At 67.4% G+C, this 23701-nt stretch carries 24 protein-coding genes, 2 tRNA genes and 1 pseudogene; 15 read left to right on the forward strand and 12 right to left on the reverse strand.

The annotated features are described in order from the left end of the window. Window positions 1-116 precede the first annotated feature (116 nt). Both M7D61_RS04015 and M7D61_RS04020 read left to right on the forward strand, forming a co-directional pair. Window positions 117-239 (forward strand): hypothetical protein, encoded by a 123-nt coding sequence (locus M7D61_RS04015; protein ID WP_298227856.1) that lies wholly within the window; start codon window positions 117-119, stop codon window positions 237-239. A gap of 15 nt (window positions 240-254) precedes the next feature. Beyond that, window positions 255-1271, forward strand: coding sequence for a zinc-dependent alcohol dehydrogenase family protein (locus M7D61_RS04020; protein ID WP_298227858.1), 1017 nt, complete (start codon window positions 255-257; stop codon window positions 1269-1271). A gap of 14 nt (window positions 1272-1285) precedes the next feature. Here the strand turns inward: M7D61_RS04020 and M7D61_RS04025 are convergent, their stop codons facing one another. Next, the gene (locus M7D61_RS04025) at window positions 1286-2029 is read right to left on the reverse strand and encodes a universal stress protein (protein ID WP_298227860.1); all 744 of its coding nucleotides are present in this window, start codon (window positions 2027-2029) and stop codon (window positions 1286-1288) included. A gap of 123 nt (window positions 2030-2152) precedes the next feature. On the opposite strand from M7D61_RS04025, the gene M7D61_RS04030 reads away from it, so the two are divergent. From M7D61_RS04030 to M7D61_RS04055, 6 genes are all read left to right on the forward strand, one after another. Then, entirely contained in the window at window positions 2153-3859 is a 1707-nt protein-coding gene (locus M7D61_RS04030) for a GAF domain-containing protein (protein WP_298227862.1), read from the forward strand. Beyond that, window positions 3856-4527 carry a response regulator transcription factor gene (locus M7D61_RS04035; RefSeq protein WP_298227863.1) on the forward strand — a complete coding sequence of 224 codons (672 nt, stop codon included), beginning with the start codon at window positions 3856-3858 and terminating at the stop codon, window positions 4525-4527. The genes M7D61_RS04030 and M7D61_RS04035 overlap by 4 nt, the downstream gene beginning before the upstream one ends. A 214-nt stretch (window positions 4528-4741) precedes the next feature. Continuing rightward, the gene (locus tag M7D61_RS04040; protein ID WP_298227866.1) at window positions 4742-5245 is read left to right on the forward strand and encodes a universal stress protein; all 504 of its coding nucleotides are present in this window, start codon (window positions 4742-4744) and stop codon (window positions 5243-5245) included. Next, complete coding sequence (locus tag M7D61_RS04045) at window positions 5245-5493, forward strand: hypothetical protein (RefSeq protein WP_298227867.1); 249 nt, start codon at window positions 5245-5247, stop codon at window positions 5491-5493. Before M7D61_RS04040 ends, M7D61_RS04045 begins: the two co-directional genes overlap by 1 nt. 37 nt (window positions 5494-5530) lie before the next feature. Next, window positions 5531-7852 carry an HAD-IC family P-type ATPase gene (locus M7D61_RS04050; RefSeq protein ID WP_298227869.1) on the forward strand — a complete coding sequence of 774 codons (2322 nt, stop codon included), beginning with the start codon at window positions 5531-5533 and terminating at the stop codon, window positions 7850-7852. 102 nt (window positions 7853-7954) lie between these two features. Then, window positions 7955-9064, forward strand: coding sequence for a hypothetical protein (locus M7D61_RS04055; RefSeq protein ID WP_298227871.1), 1110 nt, complete (start codon window positions 7955-7957; stop codon window positions 9062-9064). A gap of 19 nt (window positions 9065-9083) precedes the next feature. Here M7D61_RS04055 and ligD read toward each other — a convergent pair whose 3' ends face one another. The 11 genes and pseudogenes from ligD to dnaA all read right to left on the reverse strand — a co-directional run bounded on the left by ligD (window position 9084) and on the right by dnaA (window position 20100). Further along, on the reverse strand, window positions 9084-9965 hold the full coding sequence (gene ligD / locus M7D61_RS04060) for a non-homologous end-joining DNA ligase (RefSeq protein WP_298227873.1): 882 nt from the start codon (window positions 9963-9965) through the stop codon (window positions 9084-9086). 52 nt (window positions 9966-10017) lie between these two features. Beyond that, window positions 10018-10090 (reverse strand) — tRNA-Ala (locus M7D61_RS04065). Window positions 10091-10104: 14 nt separating this feature from the next. Next, window positions 10105-10178: transfer RNA gene (locus M7D61_RS04070), tRNA-Ile, on the reverse strand. An 83-nt stretch (window positions 10179-10261) separates the two neighbouring features. After that, window positions 10262-10669, reverse strand: coding sequence for a DUF3566 domain-containing protein (locus tag M7D61_RS04075; protein WP_298227875.1), 408 nt, complete (start codon window positions 10667-10669; stop codon window positions 10262-10264). After that, the gene (gene gyrA, locus M7D61_RS04080) at window positions 10662-13199 is read right to left on the reverse strand and encodes a DNA gyrase subunit A (RefSeq protein ID WP_298227877.1); all 2538 of its coding nucleotides are present in this window, start codon (window positions 13197-13199) and stop codon (window positions 10662-10664) included. The genes M7D61_RS04075 and gyrA overlap by 8 nt, the downstream gene beginning before the upstream one ends. Window positions 13200-13208: 9 nt before the next feature. Further along, a complete protein-coding gene (gene gyrB / locus M7D61_RS04085) occupies window positions 13209-15212 on the reverse strand; it encodes a DNA topoisomerase (ATP-hydrolyzing) subunit B (RefSeq protein ID WP_298227879.1) in 2004 nt (667 codons plus the stop codon). An 89-nt stretch (window positions 15213-15301) separates the two neighbouring features. Beyond that, a complete protein-coding gene (locus tag M7D61_RS04090; RefSeq protein ID WP_298227881.1) occupies window positions 15302-15796 on the reverse strand; it encodes a DciA family protein in 495 nt (164 codons plus the stop codon). Continuing rightward, the gene (recF, locus tag M7D61_RS04095) at window positions 15793-16941 is read right to left on the reverse strand and encodes a DNA replication/repair protein RecF (RefSeq protein ID WP_298227883.1); all 1149 of its coding nucleotides are present in this window, start codon (window positions 16939-16941) and stop codon (window positions 15793-15795) included. Before recF ends, M7D61_RS04090 begins: the two co-directional genes overlap by 4 nt. 160 nt (window positions 16942-17101) lie before the next feature. Then, window positions 17102-17212 (reverse strand): annotated as a pseudogene (locus tag M7D61_RS04100) (NAD(P)-binding domain-containing protein); the annotation flags it as partial. Between the two features lie 18 nt (window positions 17213-17230). Beyond that, the gene (gene dnaN / locus M7D61_RS04105) at window positions 17231-18376 is read right to left on the reverse strand and encodes a DNA polymerase III subunit beta (RefSeq protein WP_298227885.1); all 1146 of its coding nucleotides are present in this window, start codon (window positions 18374-18376) and stop codon (window positions 17231-17233) included. A 317-nt stretch (window positions 18377-18693) separates the two neighbouring features. After that, a complete protein-coding gene (gene dnaA, locus M7D61_RS04110) occupies window positions 18694-20100 on the reverse strand; it encodes a chromosomal replication initiator protein DnaA (RefSeq protein ID WP_298227903.1) in 1407 nt (468 codons plus the stop codon). Between the two features lie 320 nt (window positions 20101-20420). Here dnaA and rpmH point away from each other — a divergent pair, with 320 nt between their 5' ends. The 7 genes from rpmH to M7D61_RS04145 all read left to right on the forward strand — a co-directional run. Next, on the forward strand, window positions 20421-20558 hold the full coding sequence (gene rpmH, locus M7D61_RS04115) for a 50S ribosomal protein L34 (RefSeq protein ID WP_298227887.1): 138 nt from the start codon (window positions 20421-20423) through the stop codon (window positions 20556-20558). 13 nt (window positions 20559-20571) lie between these two features. Continuing rightward, a complete protein-coding gene (gene rnpA, locus M7D61_RS04120) occupies window positions 20572-20907 on the forward strand; it encodes a ribonuclease P protein component (protein WP_298227889.1) in 336 nt (111 codons plus the stop codon). After that, window positions 20904-21215 (forward strand): membrane protein insertion efficiency factor YidD, encoded by a 312-nt coding sequence (gene yidD / locus M7D61_RS04125; protein ID WP_298227891.1) that lies wholly within the window; start codon window positions 20904-20906, stop codon window positions 21213-21215. Before rnpA ends, yidD begins: the two co-directional genes overlap by 4 nt. Before the next feature lie 9 nt (window positions 21216-21224). Next, window positions 21225-22208 (forward strand): membrane protein insertase YidC, encoded by a 984-nt coding sequence (yidC, locus tag M7D61_RS04130; protein WP_298227893.1) that lies wholly within the window; start codon window positions 21225-21227, stop codon window positions 22206-22208. Window positions 22209-22213: 5 nt separating this feature from the next. Continuing rightward, window positions 22214-22675 (forward strand): R3H domain-containing nucleic acid-binding protein, encoded by a 462-nt coding sequence (locus M7D61_RS04135; protein ID WP_298227895.1) that lies wholly within the window; start codon window positions 22214-22216, stop codon window positions 22673-22675. Between the two features lie 16 nt (window positions 22676-22691). Continuing rightward, window positions 22692-23315: a 16S rRNA (guanine(527)-N(7))-methyltransferase RsmG gene (rsmG, locus tag M7D61_RS04140; RefSeq protein WP_298227897.1), complete on the forward strand. Its 624-nt coding sequence runs from the start codon at window positions 22692-22694 to the stop codon at window positions 23313-23315. A gap of 183 nt (window positions 23316-23498) precedes the next feature. Then, the coding region (locus M7D61_RS04145) for an AAA family ATPase (protein ID WP_298227905.1) at window positions 23499-23701 on the forward strand (203 nt) is incomplete at its 3' end.

Genomic DNA, 23701 nt, shown 5'->3' on the forward strand with positions numbered 1-23701 from the left:
AACCTACGCCGCCGGACGTCGGCCGTCGTCGTCACGCGGCATGGGACGTTCGACTCTTATCGATGCACCGCGGCACGAGAACGATGAGCCCAAACCTAAGCATCGAGGAGCATCCCATGACCACCGCAGACCGCCCATCACCCGTTCCGGCACCGATCGATCCGACCGCCCTCGAGCTGCCGGCGACCCGGCCCATCGACATCACCGCGATCCTCGCGTCGTATGCGGCGCGCGACTGAGATCGAGCCGAGTCGATGAGGGCCTGGACCACGACATCGGAGACCGGCGTCCTCGTCGAGGTCGAGAGACCGCTGCCCCGGACGGCCCCGGACGAGGTCCTCCTCAGGGTGGAGGCGTGCGGGGTCTGCCGGACGGATCTGCACGTCATCGATCGGGAGCTTCCGGTGCACCGCGCGGGTGTCGTCCCGGGCCACCAGATCGTCGGCATCGTCACCGCGGTCGGTGCCTCCGTGCGGCGCCTCGAACCGGGCGACCGAGTCGGGATCGCCTGGCTGCGGACAACCTGCGGAGTCTGCCGCTGGTGCCGAGAGGGACGCGAGAACCTCTGCCCGGATTCCCGCTACACCGGCTGGGACGCCGACGGTGGCTTCGCCGAATACGCCGTGGTCCCGGAAGCTTTCGCCTATCCGCTGCCGGCCGACGCGGATCCCGTGGCGATCGCTCCCCTGCTCTGTGCGGGCATCATCGGCTATCGGGCGCTGATGCGTGCGACGCTCCCTCCGGGAGGTCGCCTGGGAATCTACGGCTTCGGGTCCAGCGCCCACCTCACCGCCCGACTCGCGATGGCCGCCGGGGCCGAGGTCTACGCGCTGACCCGCGGCGAGGCCAACCGGGCGCTCGCCCGCCGACTCGGTGCGGCCTTCGTCGGCGATGCGACCGCCGCGCCGCCGCAGCCGCTCGACTCCGCGATCGTGTTCGCGCCCGCCGGCGAGCTCGTCCCCGCCGCCCTGCAGGCGACCACGCGCGGCGGCACCGTCATGCTCGCCGGCATCCACATGTCCGACATCCCTGCCATGGACTACACGCAGAACCTGTTCGACGAGCGCGACCTCCGCACCGTCACCGCGAACACCCGAGCGGATGGCGCGGCCTTCCTCCGCCTCGCACAGAACCTGCGCCTCGTCCCGGAGGTCACGCGATACGGCTTCGCGCAGACCGGGGCGGCGATCGACGACCTCAGAACCGGGAAGGCATCCGGCTCGCTCGTCATCGCGGCAGCTCAGGCGGACGGCTCTCGCACAGGCGCGTGAAGCGGGCGCCACGTTCAGCGAACGATGAGCACCGGCGCGTTCGCATTGACGAGGATGTCGTGGAGCACGTGCCCCAACGACGACGTGCCAACAGGCCCGCCCGGACCGAGCACCAGAAGCGCTGCGTCGCGCGCGACGTCCAGCAGCGCCTCCGGTGCCGGGCGTGCCGTCACGCGCACACGGACCACGAGTTCGGGCCAACCCTTCCTCACGGTGGACTCAGCGCGCTCGATCGCATGATCCGGCGCGCTGGGAAGCCGCCAGTCGGCAGAACGCACCGACTGGACGAGGTGCAGCGGCTCGTTGCGCGCGGCCGCCTCCGTCGCGGCCGCAGCGGAGACCGCTGACGCGGTCTCGTCGCGATCGATGCCGGCCACGACCCCGGAGCGGAACCGAAGGTCGACCTCGGGGATCACCGCGATGCCGCTGCGGACGGCGGAGGCGATCTGGATGCCCAGGGCGCCGTAGACGCGGCCGTGGATGAATCCCGCCTTTCCGGTGCCGATGACGAGCAGGTCGTCGTCCCGCACGAAGCGGGCCAAGGCCGACGGAACGGGAGGAGCGAGCCGCACGACGTCGGCGCCGAATTCCGGTCGGGGCGTCACCTGAGCGCGATACGGATCCGATTCGCGCTCTTCGCTCTCGACGTGAACCAGCACGAGCGGCGCTCCCGCGCGCTCGGCGTGGTCGGCGGCCCAAGCGAGAGCCGCCTCCGATGGTCCGGAACCGTCGACTCCGACGATGTAGCGCGCAGGCACGTTGACCGCCTCCGATCGGGTCTCGCCCAGAATCCCACCGCTGCTGCGCGGAGTTCAGGGCCAAAGGTCCCGAAAACAGAAGCCGGTCGTAGACTCAGGGCAGTCGACATCTGGGGTGAGGCGATGGACGAGGGCCTCCTTCAATTTCCTGACGGAGAGCGTTCGGGGTTCGAGAACGCGCTAGGGGAGCTGGTCGACCGCGCCCAGCGCGTCCTCACGGCTCAAGGCCGGCTGAGGAGCCTGATCGAGGCCAACCAGGCTGTCGTCGAGGACCTCGAGCTCGAACACGTGCTTCGGCGGATCGTCGAAGCCGCGGTGACTCTCGTCGACGCCCAGTACGGGGCGGTCGGCGTGATCGACTCCGATCGACACCTCGAACGGTTCATCCACATCGGAATCCCAGCCGACCGGGCGCTGGAGATCGGCCGCTTGCCGGAGGGCCATGGGCTCCTCGGAGCCGTCATCGACAGCGAAGCGGCGATCAGACTCGAGCACCTCTCCGAGGACCCCCGCTCGGTGGGGTTCCCTGCCCATCATCCGGCGATGGATTCCTTTCTCGGCGTCCCCATCCGAGTGCGCAACGTCGTCTTCGGGAACCTGTACCTCGCGAATCGCGGCGATGGGCCCTTCACCGTCGAAGACCAGGAGCTCGTCACCGCGCTCGCGGCCACCGCGGGGATCGCGATCGACAATGCGAGGCTCTACGAGGAGTCGCAGCGACGGCAACGGCTGAGCACGGCGCTCGCCGAGGTCACCTCCGCGCTCCTCTCACCCGGCACCGAAGACGTCCTCGGCGTCGTCGCCGAACGCGTCGCGTCCATCGTCCCCGCCGAGCTGGTGACCATCGTCGCGCCCGGGTCCAGCGCAGGGGAGCTCCACGTCGACGCCGCGCGAGGAATCGGGGCGAACGCCGTCGAAGGCGTCGTCTTCGCCGCGGACGGCTCACTCGCCGCGCGCGCCATCGCCACCGGGCAGATCGCCGCGTCACCGCGCGGTACCGAGCGCGCGTCACCGGCCGGGGAGCGCGCGCTCGGCCCGGTCGTGGCCGTGCCGCTGATCGTCTCCGGACGCCCGCGCGGGGCGCTCTGCGTCGCGCGGGGAGCCGCCGACCCGGTCTTCTCGGCGGCCGAGCTGGCCACCTTGTCGGAATTCGCTCTTCAGGCCGGGCTCGCCATCGCGCTGGCTCGAGCGCGGCTCGACAGGCAGCGACTCGATGTGATCGAGGATCGCGGCCGGATCGCCCGTGATCTGCACGACCATGTCATCCAGCGCCTCTTCGGGACCGGGCTCGGGCTGCAGTCGCTGATCGCCGCCGACCCGGCGCACGCCGAGGCGATCGCCAGGCACGTCGCCGAGATCGATGCGGCCATCGGCGACATCCGCACCGCCGTCTTCACCTTGAAGAGCGGCTCGATCTCGGACGCGACACGCGTGCGGCACCGCCTGCTCGACGTGGTCGCCGAGCTCACTCCGAGCCTCGCGGCGCCGCCTCGCATCACCTTCGCCGGGCCGGTCGATCTCATGCTGACCGGAGATCTTGCCGACGATGTCGTCGCCGTCGTCCGGGAAACGCTCGCGAACGTCGCGCGTCACGCCCGGGCCGGTACTACGGTCGTCGACGTGGCAGTCAGCGACCTCGCCGTGACGGTGACTGTCGACGACGACGGCATCGGGCTCGATCCGGCCAGCACCCGGTCGAGCGGAACCGCCAATCTCGCCGCGCGCGCCGAGGGGCACGGCGGGACGTTCGCCCTCGAACGGAGTCCGGCAGGAGGCACCAGAGCGCGCTGGCATGCCCCGCTCTCGCCCCGGACCGGTGCGCCTCGATGACCAGGGTGTTCCTCGTCGACGACCACGAGATCGTCCGCCGCGGGATCGCCGAGCTCATCGGGAACGAACCCGATCTCGACGTCGTGGGCGAGTCCGAATCGGCCGGCCGCACCCTCGCACGCATCGCCGCGACGCAGCCCGAGGTCGTCGTCCTCGACGTCCACCTGCCGGACGGCAACGGCGTCGACCTCTGCCGCAGCATCCGCTCGGCCTACCCCGACATCCGCTGCATCATGCTCACCGCCTATGACGACGATGCCGCCATCGTCGCGTCGGTACTCGCCGGGGCATCCGGGTACGTGCTCAAGGACGTTCGGGGCCAGAACCTCGTCGAGAGCATCCGGCGCACCGCCCGAGGCGAGCAGCTCATATCTCGCACCGTCGCGGAGAGCGTGAGGGCGTCTCTCCAGGCGCCGACCTCTGGGCCGGTCACCGACGAGACGAAGCTGACCCTGCGCGAACAGCAGACGCTCCACCTCATCGCGGAAGGCCTGACCAACCGGCAGATCGGCGAGCGCCTCGGGCTCGCCGAGAAGACGGTCAAGAACTATGTCTCCGGCCTGCTGGCGAAACTCGGCATGGAGCGCCGCACCCAGGCCGCCGTCTTCGGCGCCGGCCGCCGAGCAGGCAAACCCCCGCATAGGCCGGGTCCGGGCGATGTTCGATGACGGAGTGCTGAAGGTCACCGTGCCCCTCAAGGCGATCTCCTCGCCGAAGAAGGTCGCCATCGGAAGCCACAGCCCCACCGCATAGAACCGTGGAACAGCAGGCCCGCCGTGCAGCAGTCGCTGCACTGCACGGCTCGGCAGTTAACGGCCATCCCGAGACAGGCAGGACTTTGGGCTCTACTGCACGGCATCCGGGGGATTCAGGCTGACGGGCATGGACAACGATGACGACTCGACCAGGATCCTCGTCGGCGTCGACGGGTCTGACCCGTCGATAGACGCGCTACGACGCGCAGCCACGATAGCCGGCGCCCTCAACGCCCCGATCACCGCGATCACGACATGGGAGTATCCCCCGATCGACGGCATGTACCCCGTCGTGGACTGGTCCCCCGAGACCGATGCCAGACTGACCCTCTCCGGCGCGATCGAGAAGGCATTCGACGGCACTCCGCCCGCGGGGCTCGTCAGCAAGACGATTCAGGGCTCGCCGGCGCCCGTTCTCATCGAGGAAAGCAAGCACGCCTTCATGCTCGTCCTGGGCAGCCGCGGTCATGGCGGGCTCGTCGGCATCCTGCTCGGCTCCGTGAGCATCGCGTGCGCCGAACGTGCGCACTGCCCGGTTCTCATCATGCACCGCCAGGAGGAGGCCGCGACCGGCAGCGCCGCGAGCCAGAAGGCCACACCCGAAACAGCCAGCGGCTCAGACTCCCGATGATGTTCGACTGGAACGACGGATGGAGCCTGGTCTGGTCGTTCTTGTGCTGGATCTTCGCGCTCATCGCCTTTCTCATATCGCTCGGGGCGCTCATCGCCGATCTCTACCGTGACCACAAGCTCAACGGGCGGTGGACGACGCCGTGGATCGTCTTCCTCGTTGTCGTGCCGTTCCTCACCTGCTCGTCTGCCTCATCGCATGCGGCTCCGGCAGGCAGGAGCGCGCGGATGGAGGCGGTGGTGAGGTGAGGTCTGCGATTCGCGGCGCGTCCGCCGCCGCCGTGAGATGAGCGATGCGACCAGCGGTCGCGGACTGACCACACCTGAAGCTCACCGCCGCCTGGCGGCAGAGGGACCGAACGCGATCGAGGACGAGCATTCGCATGTGCTCGGACGGGCCCTCGGTACCCTCTGGGCGCCCGTGCCGTGGCTGCTTGAAGCGGCGATCATCCTCCAGGTGGTTCTCGGGGAGTATCCGGAGGCGGTGGTCGTCGGGATCCTGCTGCTGTTCAACGCAAGCCTGAGCTTCTTCCAGGAGAGAGGCGCGCAGGCGACGCTAGACGGCTTGAAGGATCGCCTCGCCCCAGTCGCGTCGGTGCTCCGCGACGGGGTCTGGGCGACGCTGCCCGCCCCTGACCTCGTTCGCGGCGACCTCGTGACGCTCTCGCTCGGAGCTGTCGTCCCCGCTGACACGAAACTCGTGACCGGCTCGGTGCTGCTCGATCAGTCGATGCTGACGGGCGAGTCGGCGCCGATCGAAGCCGGCGTCGGCGATGACGCACCGGCCGGGGCGCTGGTGAGACGGGGAGAGGCGACCGCCGAAGTCGTCGCGACCGGCGGTCGGACCAGGTCGGGGCGCGGTGCCGAGCTCATCCGGACCGCTCACGTCGAGAGCACCGAGCAGAAGGCGATCTTCCGCGTCGTGCGCAATCTCGCCCTCTTCAACGGCGGCGTGACGGTGGTCCTCGTCTGCTACGCCGTCCTTCTGCGCCTCTCCTTCAGCGAGATCGCCCCGCTCGCAGTGGTCTCCATGCTGGCGTCGATCCCGGTCGCGCTGCCTTCCATGTTCACTCTCGCCGGGACCCTCGGGGCACGTTCTCTCGCCAGGCGAGGGGTGCTGCCAACGCGCCTGTCAGCTCTCGACGAGGCGGCGGGCGTCGACCTGCTGTGCGCTGACAAGACCGGAACACTCACCGTCAACTCCCTTGCCGTGGGCGAATGCCGCGGAACCTCCGGCTTCGATCCCCCTGCTGTCCTGGCCCTCGCCGCGCTCGCCAGCTCCGCGGCGGGCGCCGACCCCATCGATGCCGCCATCCGAGAGGCGGCGATGACCGCCGGAGGCCACGCCGACTTCGCGCAGGCCTCGTTCGAGCCGTTCGATCCCGACCTGAAGCTCTCACGCGCGACCGCGACCGCGGCAGACGGCTCGACCGTCACGGTGATCAAAGGGGCGTACGCGTCGGTCGCGGCGCGATCGCAGGCGTCCGACGGCCTCGCCGACGCCGCGCACGAGATGGAGGCGGCGGGCGAACGCGTGCTCGCCGTCGCCGTCGGACCCGCCGAGCCCCTCCGTCTCGCCGGCCTCATCGGGCTCACCGACCCGCCCCGGCCGGAAGCCCGCGGCCTGGTCGAGCGGCTGACGAACTCCGGCGTGCGCACGGTCATGGTCACCGGCGACGCCGCCGCCACGGCGGAGACCGTCGCGAAGGCAGTCGGCATCGACGGAGGCGTCGCCTCTCCCACGACTCCGCCCTCTGACGCCGATCTCGACGGCATCGGCGTCTTCGCCGGCGTGTTCCCCGAAGACAAGTTCGCCCTCGTCAAGAGGTACCAGTCGCTGGGCCATGTCGTCGCTGTCTGCGGCGACGGGGTCAATGACGCGCCGGCTCTCAGTCAGGCCCAGATGGGCATCGCCGTCTCGACCGCGACGGACGTCGCCAAGTCGGCCGCGGGCATCGTCCTCACCGAGCCCGGACTCGGGGGCGTGCTCGCGGCGATCACCGAAGGGCGCGCGACGTTCCAGCGGATCCTGACGTACACGTTGCGCTCCGTCATCCACAAGATCGCCCAGGTCCTGTTCCTCCTCGGCGGCCTGCTCATCACCGGCCACGCGATCATCACACCCGTGCTCATGGTGCTCATGATGGTCGCCGGCGATTTCCTCGCGATGTCCTCATCGACGGATCACGTCAGAGGCTCCGCGAAGCCCAACGTGTGGCGGATCGGCAATCTCACGCTGGCGAGCGTGATCCTGGGGCTGTGCGACCTGGCCTTCTGCCTCGCGTCGCTCCTCGTCGGCCGCTTCGCGCTCGGGCTCGATATCGATTCACTGCAGACGCTCGCGATCGTGACGCTCATGTTCAGCGAGCAGGCGGTGTTCTACATCGCCCGCGAGCGACGCCATCTCTGGAGCTCGCGCCCCAGCCGCTGGGTCGTGCTCTCGTCGGTCACCGAGGTGGGCCTCATCGTCGTGCTCGCCGTGGCGGGCGTCCTCATGACGCCCATGCCGATCGCCGTCATCGCGGTCATCGCCGTCGCGGCCGTCGGCCTCGCGTTCGCACTCGACGGCATGAAGGTGCTCCTGTTCCGCAGGCTCGCCATCGCCTGACGACAGCCGGGCACCGTCTGCGAGGCAGGACCTTCGCCCCTGCCGCCCACCCGAGCGACGGTGCAATCGTGAAGCGTCCGATTACCGACCGGAGGAGTCCCGATGCTGCCCAAACCCGACGACGACGACCTGAAGAGGCTGGCCGAGATCCGCGATCGCAACTGCGTGACGGTGTACGCGAATCCCGAGGAGTGGAGCGGCGAGAGCATGCACACCCCGGGCCGGGCGGCGGAGAGCATTCGCCTCGTCGTCGATCTCCTCAACGACCGCGCGGCCGATGCCGACGAGGTCCGGGCCATCGAGGACGTCCTCCGCGGTGTCGTCTCCTCCGGCAGTGCGAACGATCCGGAGGCGAAGGGCGTCGCGCTGTTCGCGACGTCGGACGGGGTCAGCGTGTTCCGCGTCGGAGTCCAGCAGCGGCGCGAGATCTACGTCGGCGACCGCTTTCTCGTCGCGCCCTTGCTCTGGGCGGTACAGCCCGCACCTCCTGCGATGGTGCTCGCGCTGTCACCGAACGACGTGCGCCTCGTGCGGGTTGCGCCGCAGCCCCCCGCCGCGGTGCACGTCGCGCACCTGCCGCGCGACCTGAAGTCGACCGTGCTGCTCGATCTCAGCGGCGACCGCGATACGCTCGCCCATCTGCGCAACTCCGAGGATCCCAAGGAGCGTCTCCTCGAGTTCAGCCGGGCGGTGGACCACGCGATCGAGCCGGCGCTTGCGCCAGAACGGCCCTTGCTCATCCTCGCCGCAGCCGAGCCGATCGTCGACATCTACCGGGAGGCGTCCGCCTACCCGAAACTGCTGGACGAGACGATCGCCGGCAACCCCGACGAAGCCTCGCCGCATGAGCTCGCTGTCGCGGCCGCGCCTATCCTGCTGCGGTGGCGGGACGCCGAGTTGGATCGCGCCATTCACCGCATGGAGGAATTGCCGGATCATGAGCTCGTCGTGACCGACCTTCCGCAGATCGCCGCCGCGGCCGCTGCCGGCGCGGTCGACACCGTGTTCGTGGACCCCGACCAGCCGGCCCTCGACGGCGATGTCGATCAGGGCGGGGCAGAGAGCGCCGGCGAGCGCGACCTCGTCGAAGAGGCGCTGCGCGGGGCGCTGCGATCGCGAACGACGGTGGTGCCGGTCGGCGCCGCGCGCCTGCCGGGGTCGAGTCGCGCCGTCGCGATCCTGCGCTACCCCTTCTCGACGGAGACCGTCTGAAAGGCGACCTCGACGGCGCTCAGGGCAGAGACCCCCATGCTGATGTCGGATCGTCGTCTGCTCGCAGCCGCGCCAGCACCTCCTCGGGGCCGAGCTGCTCCACTCCGGGGACCAGCTCATCCCAGTCGCGGGGCGCGGCCACGGTCGGGGCCGCGCCTTTGCCGCGCAGCGTGTAGGGCGTCGCCGTCGAGCGGGCCGGGTGGTTCTGACTCCAGTCGATGAAGACGCGGCCGAGGCGATGCTCCTTGCCGACCGTCGCGACGAGCGTGTCCGGATGCTCCGCGGCGAGTCGTTGCGCCAGGTCCCGAGTCCAGGCGTGCACCGCGCGCGCGGTGCGGCGACCGGGAAGTCGCGCGTAGAGGTGAAGGCCTTTGCCGCCACTCGTGACGGGATAGGCCTCGAGCCCCGCATCGCCAAGCCGAGCCCGGACCAGCCGGGCGGCTGCCACGCATTCGTCGAGCCCGGCACCTTCGCCGGGGTCGAGATCGACGACGAGCCGATCCGGGTTGCGGATGCCGCCGCGGGAGCCGATCCGCCACTGCGGGGTGTGGAATTCGATGACGGCCTGATTGGCCATCCACTCCAAGCCGGCGACGTCGACGACGAAGGGGTAGACGACCGTCTTCGCCGGCTTCGTGCTGCCCGGGTTCGCCGTCAGCGGCTGGCGGCGAAGCCACGCGGGCGCGTAGCGCGGAGTGTTCTTCTCGAAGAACCCGCCCTGATCGACCCCTTCCGGGAATCGGATGCGCGTGACCGGCCGCTCAGCCAGCTGAGGCAGGATCGCCGTGGCGACCGCACGGTAGTACTCGACGATGTCGCCCTTGGTGAAGCCGTTCTCGAAGAGCGGCTTACCGGGATTCGAGATCCGTACGGCTCGCCCGTCCGCTCGCGAGACCGTCATGCATCGGAAACTACGCCGTTCCGACGGCGGAGAGGGAGGGTCTCCGGAAAAGTGGAGCCTAGGGGATTCGAACCCCTGACATCTTGCTTGCAAAGCAAGCGCTCTACCAACTGAGCTAAGGCCCCGTGGCCGTTCGGAGTGGGGCTACCAGGACTTGAACCTGGGACCTCTTCGTTATCAGCGAAGCGCTCTAACCGCCTGAGCTATAGCCCCGAACAACGAGAGTCGAGCCTACCCGAGGCGTGTCCTCGACGCGAATCCGCGCGTGATCGGCTGCGGCGAGGCCGCGATGGCGATCAGTTGTTGGTGAATCCGACGAGCAGGCCGCCGGTGATCTTCACGCTGAGGTTGTAGAGCAGCGCGATGATCGCGCCGAGCGCCGTGTAGATGATGACGTCGAGGATGCCGATCACGACCGACCCGGCCATGACGGTGCCGAGGCTGAACGTCTGCGTCACGCTCTTGCCACCGGTGTTGGCGATTCCGGCGACGAGGCCGGAGAGCGAGTCGAAGACGCCGAAGTTGTTGAGGATCGTCCAGAGGATGAACGAGACGACGATGCCGACGATCGCGATGACCAGCGAGGCGAGGAACGACAGTTTCACCGCCGACCAGAAGTCGATGTAGACCAGGCGGAGGCGGACCTGCTTGGCCCCGACCGGACGGGCCGGCTTCCGGGCCAGTTTCGCTGCGACACTACTCATCGGCTGTGGTTACGGCTTCCTCTTCGACGCTCTCGCCTTCCTCGCTCGCGGCGTCGGCGGTTGCCTCGAGGTTGCGCTCGGTATTGCGCGCGATGGCGATGATGCGGTCGTCGTCTGCGAAGCGGGCGAAGACGACGCCCATCGTATCGCGGCCCTTCGGAGGAACCTCTGAGGCAGCCGAGCGCACCACCTTGCCCGAGGCGAGGACGACGAGCACCTCGTCCTCCTCGTCGACGATGATCGCGCCGGCGAGGTCGCCGCGGTCGTCGCTGAGCTTCGCGACCTTGATGCCGAGCCCGCCGCGACCCTGGGTGCGGTACTGGTCGATCGAGGTCTTCTTGGCGTAGCCGCCCTCAGTGGCGATGAAGACGTAACCCTCGTCGGACACCACGGATGCCGACAGCAGCGAGTCGCCCGCCCGGAAATGCATCCCGATGACGCCCGACGTCGAGCGCCCCATGGGTCGCAGCGCCTCGTCGGTCGCGGTGAAGCGCAGCGACATGCCCTTCTTCGACACGAGCAGGATGTCGCTGGACTCCTCGACGAGCAGCGCCGAGACGAGCTCGTCGTCCTCGCGGAGCTTGATCGCGATGATGCCGCCGGTGCGATTCGTGTCGTACTCGGCGAGCGCGGTCTTCTTGATGAGTCCCTGCCGCGTGGCGAGCGCGAGGTACTTGGCCGCCGAGTAGTCGCGGATGTCGAGCACGGCGGCGATCTGCTCGTCGGGCTGCATCGCGAGCAGGTTGGCGACATGCTGGCCCTTGGCGTCGCGCCCGGCCTCGGGGAGTTCGTACGCCTTCGCGCGGTAGACCCTGCCCTTGTCGGTGAAGAACAGCAGCCAGTGATGGGTCGTCGTGACGAAGAAGTGGTCGACGATGTCCTCGCCGCGCAGCTGCGCACCCTTGACGCCTTTGCCGCCGCGGTGCTGCTGGCGGTAGTTGTCGCTGCGGGTGCGTTTGATGTACCCGCCGCGAGTGACGGTGACGACCATCTCCTCTTCCGGGATGAGGTCTTCCATGCTCATATCGCCGTCGAAGCCGAACAGGATCTCGGTGCGCCGCTCGTCGCCGAATTTCTCGACGATCTCCGTGAGCTCGTCCGAGATGATCGTGCGCTGCTGCTCGGGGCTGGCGATGATCGCCCGGTACCCCGCAATCTCGCCCTCCAGGGCAACGAGGTCGTCGATGATCCTCTGGCGCTCCAGGGCGGCGAGTCGGCGCAGTTGCATCGCGAGGATGGCGTTCGCCTGCAGCTCGTCGATGTCGAGCAGCGTCATGAGGCCCTCGCGGGCCGCCTCCACGTCCGGCGAGCGACGGATGAGCGCGATGACCTCGTCGAGCGCGTCGAGCGCCTTGACGTAGCCGCGCTGGATGTGCGCGTCCGCCTCCGCCTTGTCGAGGCGGAACTGCGTGCGGCGCACGACGACCTCGACCTGGTGGTCGATCCATGCCGTGATGAAACCGTCGAGGGCGAGCGTGCGCGGCACGCCCTCGACGATGGCGAGCATGTTCGCGCCGAAGTTCTCCTGGAGCTGCGTGTGCTTGTAGAGGTTGTTGAGCACGACCTTGGCGACGGCGTCGCGCTTCAGCGTGATGACGAGACGCTGCCCGGTGCGGCCGGAGGTCTCGTCGTTGATGTCGGCGATGCCCGCGATCTTGCCGTCCTTGACGAGTTCGGCGATCTTGACCGCGAGATTGTCGGGATTGACCTGGTAGGGCAGCTCGGTGACGACGAGGCAGGTTCGGCCGTGGATCTCCTCGACGTTGACGACCGCGCGCATGGTGATGGAGCCGCGGCCGGTGCGGTAGGCGTCCTGGATGCCCTTGACGCCGAGGATCTGCGCGCCGGTGGGGAAGTCGGGGCCCTTGATCCTGGCGATGAGCGCCTCGAGCAGTTCCTCGCGGGTCGCCTCGGGGTGTGCGAGGGCCCACAGCGCGGCATCCGCCACCTCGCGCATGTTGTGCGGCGGGATGTTCGTCGCCATGCCGACCGCGATGCCGACCGAGCCGTTGACGAGCAGGTTGGGGAACCGGCTCGGCAGGACGGTCGGCTCCTGGGTGCGGCCGTCGTAGTTGTCCTGGAAGTCGACGGTGTTCTCGGTGATGTCGCGCACCATCTCGAGAGCGAGCGGCGCCATCTTCGTCTCGGTGTACCGCGGGGCGGCTGCGCCGTCGTTGCCGGGCGAGCCGAAGTTGCCCTGGCCGAGCGCGAGCGGGTAGCGCAGCGACCACGGCTGGACGAGGCGCACCAGGGTGTCGTAGATCGCGCTGTCGCCGTGCGGGTGGAACTGGCCCATGACGTCGCCGACGACGCGCGAGCACTTCGAGAACGGCTTGTCGGGACGGTAGCCGCCGTCGTACATCGCGTAGAGGACGCGGCGGTGCACCGGCTTCAGGCCGTCGCGGACCTCGGGCAGCGCGCGGCCGACGATGACCGCCATCGCGTAGTCGAGGTAGCTGCGCTGCATCTCGAGTTGCAGGTCTACCTGCTCGATGCGGCCGCCAGGGGTTGTTTCTTCTTCGTCTGCCATCGCTCTTCCTTAGACGTCCAGGAACCGGACGTTCTTCGCGTTCTTCTGGATGAACCGGCGCCTGGATTCGACGTCCTCGCCCATGAGAGTGGCGAAGACCTCGTCGGCCGCGGCCGCGTCGTCCATCGTGACCTGCCGCAGCGTGCGGGTGTCGGGATTCATCGTGGTGTCCCAGAGCTCGTCATAGTCCATCTCGCCGAGGCCCTTGTAGCGCTGGATGCCGTTCTCCTTGGGGATGCGCTTGCCGGACGCCTGGCCGGCGACGAGGAGCGCGTCGCGCTCGGCATCCGAGTAAACGAACTCGTGCTCGGAGTTCGACCACTTGAGGCGGTACAGCGGAGGCTGTGCGAGGTACACATAGCCGAGCTCGATGAGCGGGCGCATGTAGCGGAAGATCAGTGTCAGCAGCAGCGTCGTGATGTGCTGGCCGTCCACGTCGGCATCCGCCATCAGCACGATCTTGTGGTACCGCACCTTCTCCGGCTTGAACTCCTCGCCCAGGCCGGCGCCGAACGCGGTGATCATCGCCTGGATCTCGGCGTTGGCGAGCATGCGGTCGAGGCGCGCCTTCTCGACGTTGAGGATCTTGCCGCGCAGCGGCAGGATCGCCTGAGTGATCGGGTCGCGACCCGAGGTCGCCGAGCCGCCGGCGGAGTCGCCTTCGACGAGGAAGATCTCGCTGATCGAGGGGTCCTTCGACTGGCAGTCGCGTAGCTTGCCCGGCATCCCGCCGCCCTCGAGCAGACCCTTGCGGCGGGCCGTCTCGCGCGCCTTGCGCGCCGCGATGCGGGCGGCGGCGGCGTTCAGCGATTTCCTGATGATCTCGCGCGCGACATTGGGATTGCGGTCGAACCAGTCGCCGAGCTGTTCGCCGACGACCTTCTGCACGAAGGCCTTCGCCTCGGTGTTGCCGAGCTTGGTCTTCGTCTGGCCCTCGAACTGCGGCTCGGCGAGTTTGATCGAGATGACAGCGGTGAGGCCTTCGCGCACGTCCTCACCGGAGAGGTTCTCGTCCTTCTCCTTGAGGATGCCCTTGTCGCGCGCGTACTTGTTGACGAGCGTCGTGAGAGCGGCGCGGAAGCCCTCTTCGTGAGTTCCGCCCTCGTGCGTGTTGATGACGTTGGCAAAGGTATGGACGCTCTCGCTGTAGCCGTCCGTCCACTGCATCGCCACCTCGAGCGAGAGCTTGCGCTCGGTGTCCTCCGCCTCGAAGGAGATGATCTCGTCGTTGACGACCTCGGCCTTCTTCGTCCTGTTGAGGTACTCGACATAGTCGGGCAGGCCGCGCTGGTAGCGGAAGACGTCCTTCTTGACGATGTCCGCCTCGGGGTCGACCTCGCCTTCGACCGCTTCGACGTCGAGGTTCTCGCGCTGATCTTCCAGCGTGATGGTGAGGCCCTTGTTGAGGAAAGCCATCTGCTGGAAACGCGAGCGCAGCGTCTCGTAGTCGTATTCGACGGTCTCGAAGATGTCGTCGTTGGCCCAGAACGTGATCGTGGTCCCGGTCTCGTCGGAAGGCTCGTCCTTGGCGAGGGGGGCGTCCGGAACACCGTCGTGGTACGTCTGACGCCACACGAAGCCCTGGCGCTTCACCTCGACCTCGAGGCGGTGCGAGAGCGCGTTGACGACGGAGGAGCCGACCCCGTGCAAGCCGCCCGAGACGGCGTAGCCGCCCCCGCCGAATTTGCCGCCCGCGTGCAGCACGGTGAAGACGACCTCGACGCTCGAGCGCTTCTCGACGGGGTGGATATCGACGGGGATGCCGCGCCCGTTGTCCTCCACGCGCACACCGCCATCGTTCTGCAGGTAGACGTGGATCATGTCGCAGTAGCCGGCGAGCGCCTCGTCGACGGAGTTGTCGATGATCTCCTGCACGAGGTGGTGCAGGCCGCGTGGACCAGTCGAGCCGATGTACATACCCGGCCGCTTGCGCACCGCTTCAAGACCTTCGAGGACCTGGATCTGGTCGGCGCCGTACTCGGCTGACCCGTTCGAAGTTCGCTCTATACTCACTATCCGATTGTACCGGCGCAGCGGCCCCTGGAGGGGCAGAAACGGCGTTCTGACGCGTTGGAAGGCTGATGGTGAACAGATTTGCGGTCTCAGCCGTAGGTATCGCGCGGACCACGCCCTGGAATCGATCTGGGGCCCTTTTTCCACGACGGTACGTCCGGGCCATTGAAGCGGATCGAGAGGATGCCCGCGTCCGGATACCTCTCGGCGATCGCGCGGAGGAGATCGTTGCGCATGGTGCGCAGCTGTGCCGCCCATGCGGTCGAGGCGCATGCGACGGTGAGCACGCCGTCCTCGATGCCGATCGGCTCGGTCTTCTCGGCGAGGACGTCACCGACAAGGGCGGGCCACTGCGCCAGCAGCGCCGAGCGCTCGATGTCGGAGTCCCAGCCGAGCTCCTGCGTGAGATTCGCGATCACGTCGCCGAGCGCTCGCGCGTCGCGTCCCGCGCCGAACGGCCGCTCAGCGTCGTTGTCTTTCGCGCGCTCGCCGCGCCTGCGCGACGCGCGCGACGCCGACGCGCCGAAGAGCGCCTTGAGCCGGAGGTAGGCCGATACCGCCTCGCCCGGTCGGGGCTCGCTCACGGGACGACCTCACCGGCCTGGATATGGATGAGACCCGCACCGAGTCCCGGCGGGATGTCATCGAGCACCGCGGCCGTGATGATGACCTGCTCGTAATCGGCGACGGCCTGCGCCAGCAGGGCCCGGCGACCGGAATCCAACTCGGCGAAGACGTCGTCGAGCAGCAGCACCGGATCGCCCGTCGTCGACTCGGCGCGCAGCAGCTCGGCCGCGCCGAGCCGGAGCGCAAGGGCGAATGACCAGGACTCCCCGTGGCTGGCATACCCTTTGGCCGGCAGGTCGTTGAGCTCGAAGAGAACGTCGTCGCGGTGCGGGCCGAGCAGCGAGACGCCACGGTCGAGCTCGCGGCGACGGGCGCCCGTGAGCGCGGCGCGGAACTGATCGACCGTCGACGCCGCCGCCTCGCCGATCTTCACTGCGGCGCCGTCCTCTTCTTCCGGGTCGGCGCCGCGGGTGCTGAGACGCAGGGAGAGAGTGGGGTGGTGATCGGCGCCGGCGACGGCCTGGTACCCGCGGCGCACCGGCTCGGCGAGCGCATCGAGGAGCGCCTGTCTCTCGTCTATGATCTCCGACCCCAATTCGACGAGCCGCTCGTCCCAGATGTCTAGGGTGGTGAGCTGGTCGACCCTGAGGCCTCGTGCTCGCGCCGACTTGAGCAGGCTGTTGCGCTGCTTCACCACCCGCTCGTAGTCGGCGAGCACCCCGACGAGGCGCGGTGTGCGCTGCACGAGGAGCTCGTCGAGGAATCGCCGGCGCACGCCGGGCTCGCCGCGGACGAGGGCAAGGTCCTCTGGGGCGAAGAGCACGCTCGAGAAGTACCGCGGCAGGTCGCGGGTGCGGATCGCGACACGATTGACCTGCGCCTTGTTGGCGGCCGCCCGGTTGAGCTGAACTTCGACGAGCAACTCCCGGTCACCATGGCGCAGCAGCGCCCTGACGATCGCCATGTCACAGCCGACCCGCAGCAGTGCCCGGTCATCGGAGGTTCGGTGTGATGCGAGCGTCGAAAGATAGCTGAGGGATTCCACGAGATTCGTCTTCCCCTGGCCGTTCGGCCCCACAAACACCGTGACTCCCCGGGTCAACTCCACGTCAGCCGAGCGGTAGTTCCGGAAGTCCGTCAGCGACAGATGTTTCACGTGCAACGGTGCGCTCTCATCTGTTAGTCGTCCGCGACCGGAGGTCGCGATGGAGACCGGAACCCTGTCATACCGCCGATTCGACCGCGTGCCCGTCGGCGAGGAACCCGTTGCCGTTCTCGAAGCCTCGGATGCCATCCGAGACGTCCGCGACCAGGAAGTCGCCATCGGAGACCGCCGGGTTGGTGTCGTACTTGTTGACCTCGATGCTGTTCTTCCCGAGGCGGGCGCGCATGTGATTGCCTGTGTTCCCGAGTCCGATGAGGCCGATGTGCATGAATGGCCCTCCTTGGAGCTAGCGCAGCAGCAGGTTCGGCTGCAGCAGATAGCGGTAGCTATCGCTGTCCGTCTGCTCACGGCTCGTCTGGCTCGTGATGAGCACTGGGCCGGGTTTATTGGGGTTGTCGGTTTTCGTGAACGAGATCCGCACGAACTCGGAGTGCACCGCGCTCAGGCCGTCGAGGAGAAACTGCGGCTTGAGCGACACGACGGTGTCGTCGCCGGTGAGCAGGGCGTCGATCGACTCAGAGGCCTGCGCCTGCTCGCCGCCGATGGCTTCGAGCATCAGACCGTCCTGGGTGAACGAGTAGCGCAGCGCGGCTTCGCGCTCCAGAACGATCTGCACCCGTCTGGTGGCGTCGATGAGGTCAGCGGTGTTGACCACCGCGTAGTTGTCGACGGATTCCGGAAACAGGCGCCGCACGGGTGGGAAGTTGCCCTTGATGAGCAGCGACGTCACCGTCTTCTTGTCCCCCGTGAACGCGATGAGTTCCCGGTCTCCACCTGACTGGAACGTGACCTGAATGCGACCGGCATGGCCGAGGGTGCGCCCAACCTCCTGCAGAGTGCGCGCAGGAACGATCGCTGTCGCGGCAGTCGTGCCGCTGGAGGAGCCGTCCCAATCGATTTCGCGGACCGCGACACGGTAACGGTCGGTCGCGACGAAGCCCAGCGATGTCTCGCTGATCTCGAGCTGCACCCCGGTGATGACGGGGGTCACATCGTCGCGGGATGCGGCCACACCGACCTGCGCGACGGCCTCAGCGAAGGCGTCGGCAGGGACGACACCGCTCGGTGCCCCGATCTGCGGGAGCGTCGGGTACTCTTCGACCGGCATCGCGAGGAGGGTGAAGCTTGCGGATCCGCAACTCACGGTGACCTTGTTGTCCTCGGTCGAGAACCGGACGGGGGCGTTGGGCAGCTTGCTCACGATCTCCGACAGCAGCCGACCGGAGACGAGGACGACCCCGGATTCTGAGACGTCGGCGTCGATCTCGGTCTGCGACGACACCTCGTAGTCGAACGACGACAGCGAGACCCAACCCTCAGTGGCGCGAACGAGGATGCCGCTGAGAATAGGGAGCGTCGTGCGCTGTGGAAGCAGTTTGACGGCGAACGAAACGGCGTCGCTGAGGACGTCTCTGTTGGCCGTGAACTTCACGATTCACACCTTATCGTCTGGGCCGGACAACGCCGCCGGGCGGCGTTGAGGGTCGACTCGAGGGTTGAGGTTGTCGAGTTTCAGAAGAGAGAGAGGCAGGGTTAACAGTCATAACCGCTGTTGAAAATGTGGATAACCCGACGCCGGGCCGCGACGAGTAGGGAACTACATCGCTGTGAGATGTCGACAGCGTGTGAGAGGCCGTGATCCGGGGGCTGCGGGGATGCGCGACGGCAGTGGCAAGTGCACAGCACGGGGCCGGAAGTGAACAGCGGGAGGCCGGTTGTGAGGTTAAGACTCGCAGCTTATCCACAAGGTCAGCGTCGACCCTGCTTGATGCGTGTGGTGAGTTCGGCGACCTCGTTGTATACAGAGCGTCGTTCACGGATGAGCTCGCTGATCTTGCGGTTTGCGTACATCACCGTCGTGTGGTCGCGGCCGCCGAAGAGCTGGCCGATCTTCGGCAGCGACAGACTGGTGAGTTCGCGGCAGAGGTACATCGCTATCTGGCGCGCTTTTGCGATTTCCTGCGAGCGCGACGACCCGTAGAGTTCGTCGACCGAAAGACGGTAGTAGTCCGCGGTGTTCTGGATGATGTCGGTCGGCGCGATGACATTGTCCGCGTCGAGCGTGATGAGATCTTTGAGGACGGTCTGCACGAGGGAGATATCGACGGGCGAGCGGTTGAGGCTTGAGAACGCCGCGATCCGAATGAGGACGCCTTCGAGTTCGCGGATGCTGCTGGAGACCTTTGTGGCGATGAGTTCGAGCACTTCGTCAGGGAACTGGACCCGCTCGCTTTGCGCCTTCTTGCGGAGGATGGCGATGCGTGTCTCGAGATCGGGAGCCTGCACGTCGGTGAGGAGACCCCACTCGAAACGCGAGCGCATCCGGTCTTCGAAGCCGGTGAGGAGTTTGGGAGGCAGATCGCTCGTGATGACGACCTGCTTGTTGTGGTCGTGGAGTGTGTTGAAGGTGTGGAAGAACGCCTCCTGCGTCTCCGCCTTCCCCTGAAGGAATTGGATGTCGTCGATGAGCAGGAGATCGACCGTGCGATAGCGGGATTGGAAGGCTGACCCGCGATTCTCCGCGATCGAGTTGATGAAGTCGTTGGTGAATTCCTCAGAGCTCACATAACGCACTCGTAAACCGGGGTACAGGCTGATCGCGTAATGACCGATCGCGTGGAGCAGATGAGTTTTGCCGAGCCCTGAGTCGCCATAGATGAAGAGCGGGTTGTACGCCTTCGCCGGGGCTTCTGCGACGGCTACTGCTGCCGCGTGCGCGAAGCGGTTCGACTGGCCGATGACGAAGTTGTCGAAGCTGTATTTCGGGTTGAGGCGGGTCGTGCTTGCGACTTTGGCGGGAGAATTCCCGCCGGTTGCGGCGCCGGTATCGGGAACGATCGGGATCTCGGAGGTCGGCGGCGCTGCATCCGCCGTGTCCATTTCGATGTCGGGGTTGGTGACGATGGCGAACGTCGCGACACCGGCGTCGTCGCCCAAGCCTCCGAGTGCGGCGAGGAGGGGGATGCGAGCGCGCTGCTCGATCATCGACCGGGTGTAGTCGTTGGGCACCTCAAGATAGATGGTGCCCGCCATGATGCCCTTCGGCTTGATGAGGTCGAGAAACCCCCTCATCTGAGGGGTAATGCGCTCGTCGGTCTCGAGAGCGGTGCGGATCGCCCCCCAGACTGCCGAGTGAGCCGCATCGTCGTTCGCCATGGTTTCCCAACTGTCATCATGCACATTGTGCACATGGTTATCCACTGCGGATTCGGCGACGTGGGGCCGGAGGTGGCCTGCGCAACGCTGCCTGGGGATAACCGTGTCTGTCACCGTAGCGACTGCGCTGGGATGCATCAAATCCTTTTCAGCGCATGGATTGCACCGGCTTTCCACAGGTTCCATGCCGACTCGGTGTATCGCGCCCGGACCCATCGGCCGGGTCGAGTCGCACGGTTTGATCGCAGCCTCCCTTTCGCGTACCGTTAATGGGTTGTGTCGCACAGGCGACCCGAGACCTCTTCCGAAAGCGATCAACCATGCCGAAGCGCACCTTCCAGCCGAACAATCGACGTCGTGCCAAGAAGCACGGTTTCCGCTTGCGCATGCGCACCCGAGCGGGCCGTGCGATCCTCGCCGCCCGTCGCAGCAAGGGCCGCACCGAGCTGTCGGCGTAGGCCGCAGCGGGCGGTGCTCGCCAAGACCAACCGCATCGTTCGCGGCGTGGACTACCGGGCGGTAGTGCGGCGCGGCGCGCGCGTCGGAGGAGAGTGCACTCTCACCTACATCGCGTCGAACGGCAGCGGGGGCGTCCGCTTCGGATTCATCGTCGGCAAGACCGTTGGCGGGGCCGTCGTCCGCAACCGAGTGCGCCGCCGCCTCAAAGCGGCCGCGCATCAGCTTCTCCCGCAGATTCCTGCGGGTCACGACGTTGTGGTTAGGGCTTTCCCGGCATCCGCGCAGGCCTCGTGGTCTACCCTTCTGGAAGAACTCACCCACGCCGTCTACAGGGCAGGATCCCGATGAAGACTGCCGCGATCACACTGCTGCTGCTACCGCGCAACATGCTCGTCGTGCTGCTGCGCGTCTACCGCGCCGTCATCTCGCCGTTCTACGGCGATGTCTGCCGCTACTACCCGTCGTGCTCGGCATACGCTCTTGGCGCGGTGCAGGAGCACGGCGTGCTCGTAGGCGGGGCGCTCGCAGTGGGGCGGCTCGCACGGTGCCATCCGTGGGCGGCGGGGGGCATCGACGACGTGCCGCTGCGTGCCACCCGACGCTATCGCCTGACCCGTTTCGGTTTCGTCGTGGCCGCACCCCAAGGAAAGGGCTGATCGAGTCCGATGCCTGATTTCATAGGACAGATCCTGTGGCCGCTGCGCTGGATCGTCGAGACCGTCCTCGTGGGCTGGCACTGGCTGTTCGCCGCCATCGGGATGGATCCGAATTCCGGTCTGACCTGGGTTCTTTCGGTCGTCGGTCTGGTGCTGGTCATCCGCGCCGCGCTCATTCCGATCTTCGTGCGCCAGATCCACAACCAGCGCAAGATGCTCGAGGTCGCGCCGCAGCTCAAGAAGATCCAGGATAAATACAAGGGCAAGCGCGACCAGATCTCGCGCGAGGCGATGAGCCGCGAGACGATGGAGCTCTACCGCAAAACGGGCACGAACCCGCTCAGCTCGTGTCTGCCGATGATCATCCAGATCCCGATCTTCTTCTCGTTGTACACCGTGCTCCACACGGCCGCTGAAGGCCAGGCGGGCACTGGACTCTTGAACCTCGTCGTCGGTGGCGAGCCGCTGTACGCGTCATTCGGCGCCTCCTCGCTCTTCGGCATCGCGCCGCTGAAGCAGAGCTTCCAAGGGGCTCTCGCCGATCATCAGGTCGCGGTGATGGTCATCGCGGCGATCCTCGTCGTCCTGATGATCGCGTCACAGTTCATCACACAGCTCCAGATCGTCTCGAAGAACATCTCCCCGGAGGTCAAAGCCAGTCCGACCTTCCGCCAGCAGCGGATGCTCATGTACTTCCTGCCGTTCGCGATGCTGTTCTCGGGCTATGCCTTCCCGCTGGGCGTCATCTTCTACTGGCTCACGACGAACATCTGGACGATGGTGCAGCAATACATCGTCATCAGGAACATGCCGACGCCGGGCACGGAGGCCGCCCAGGCGCGCGAGGCGCGCCTTGCGCGTCGCCGCCGCGCGGCCGGGACCGCCGAGGTGGCGGCGGAGGGCGATCTCGCCGTTCTCGAGGAGACGCCGCCGCGCCCGCCGACTCAGCGGCAGCAGCCGGTCAGCAAGAATCGCGCGAAGCGGAAGAGGTAGGAAAGATGGCGGACAGCGTCATGGACGAGGGTGATATCGCCGCGGACTATATCGAGGAACTGCTCGATATCGCCGATCTCGACGGCGACATCGAGATCGAGACCAAGAACGATCGCGTCTACATCACGGTCTCCCACGCCGACGGTGGCGACCTCGGTGCTCTTGCCAAACCGGATGTCGTCAAGGCGCTGCAGGAGCTGACCCGGCTGGCCGTGCAGGGCAAGACAGGGGAGTTCTCCCGGCTCATCCTCGACATCGGCGGTTCGCGCGATGCCCGTCAGGCGGAGCTCGGCGAGCTGGTCGACCACGCGGTCGCGCGTATCGAGGCAGGCGCGGCGCAGGCGGCGCTTCCGCCGATGTCGTCGTACGAGCGCAAGCTCGTGCACGATCTCGTCGCGGATCGCGGCTTCGTCTCGAACTCGCACGGTGAGGGTTCCGAACGCCACACCGTCATCACACGCGCCTGACGTTTCACGTGAAACGATGATTGAGGCCGAACCGGCCGCGGCCGCGCTGCTGTTCGCCGATCGCATCGAGCTGGCGCGCGAGTTCACCAGGGCTCTCGGCGAGCACGGCGAGGAGCGCGGGCTTATTGGGCCCCTCGAGCCGTCGCGGCTGTGGTCCAGGCACATTCTCAACAGCGCGATCGCCGCGCCGCTGTTCCGACCCGGCCGGGCGGGCGACGTGGGAAGCGGCGCCGGACTTCCCGGACTCGTGCTCGCCATCGCCCGACCCGACGTCGATTTCGTGCTCATCGAGCCCATGGAACGTCGTGTCGCGTGGCTGAACGAGCAGGTCGAAGCGCTGCGCCTGACCAATGTCGACGTGGTTCGCGGGCGGGGCGAGGACACGCGCCTCGGCGCGCCGCTCGACCAGGTCACTGCTCGCGCGGTGAGCGCACTGCGCACGCTCCTGCCTGCCACCGTTCCGCTGCTGCGCCCGGGAGGCGAGTTCGTGTTCCTCAAGGGAGCGAATGCTGCCGCTGAGCTTCACGCCGCCGCCAAGGAGCTGCGGCACTTCGGCGTCGACGACGCCGAAGTCGTCATACTCGGCGAGGGTACCCTCGACGACGTGACACGTGTCATCCGCGGTACCGTCGCCCGCTGATCCCCGTCGCCCGCGGCGCCCGCAGCCGATGGGCACGCACGGTAAAGGTCGAGTCGGCGGTGGCGGCTACAGTGAACTAGCGCCATCCGGCGTCGGCAGCATGGCTCCAGAAAGCATTTGTTTCACGTGAAACCCTCGGACCACGAAGACTTCAGCACGCCCCTCGCGCGCGAGCTCGAAGACATGACGCGCCGCCGCCGCGCCGCCGAGGGAGAGGTTCTCCACTCCCCCGCCCAGACGCGCATCTTCACGATCTCCAACCAGAAGGGCGGGGTGGGAAAGACGACGACTGTCGTCAATCTGGCCGCGGCGCTCGCCCGGTACGGATCGAAGGTGCTCGTCATCGACCTCGATCCGCAGGGCAACGCGTCGACGGCGCTCGGCGC

Origin of the sequence: Gryllotalpicola sp., assembly GCF_027352875.1 — a bacterium.
In the GTDB taxonomy this organism is placed as follows: Bacteria; Actinomycetota; Actinomycetes; order Actinomycetales; family Microbacteriaceae; genus Gryllotalpicola.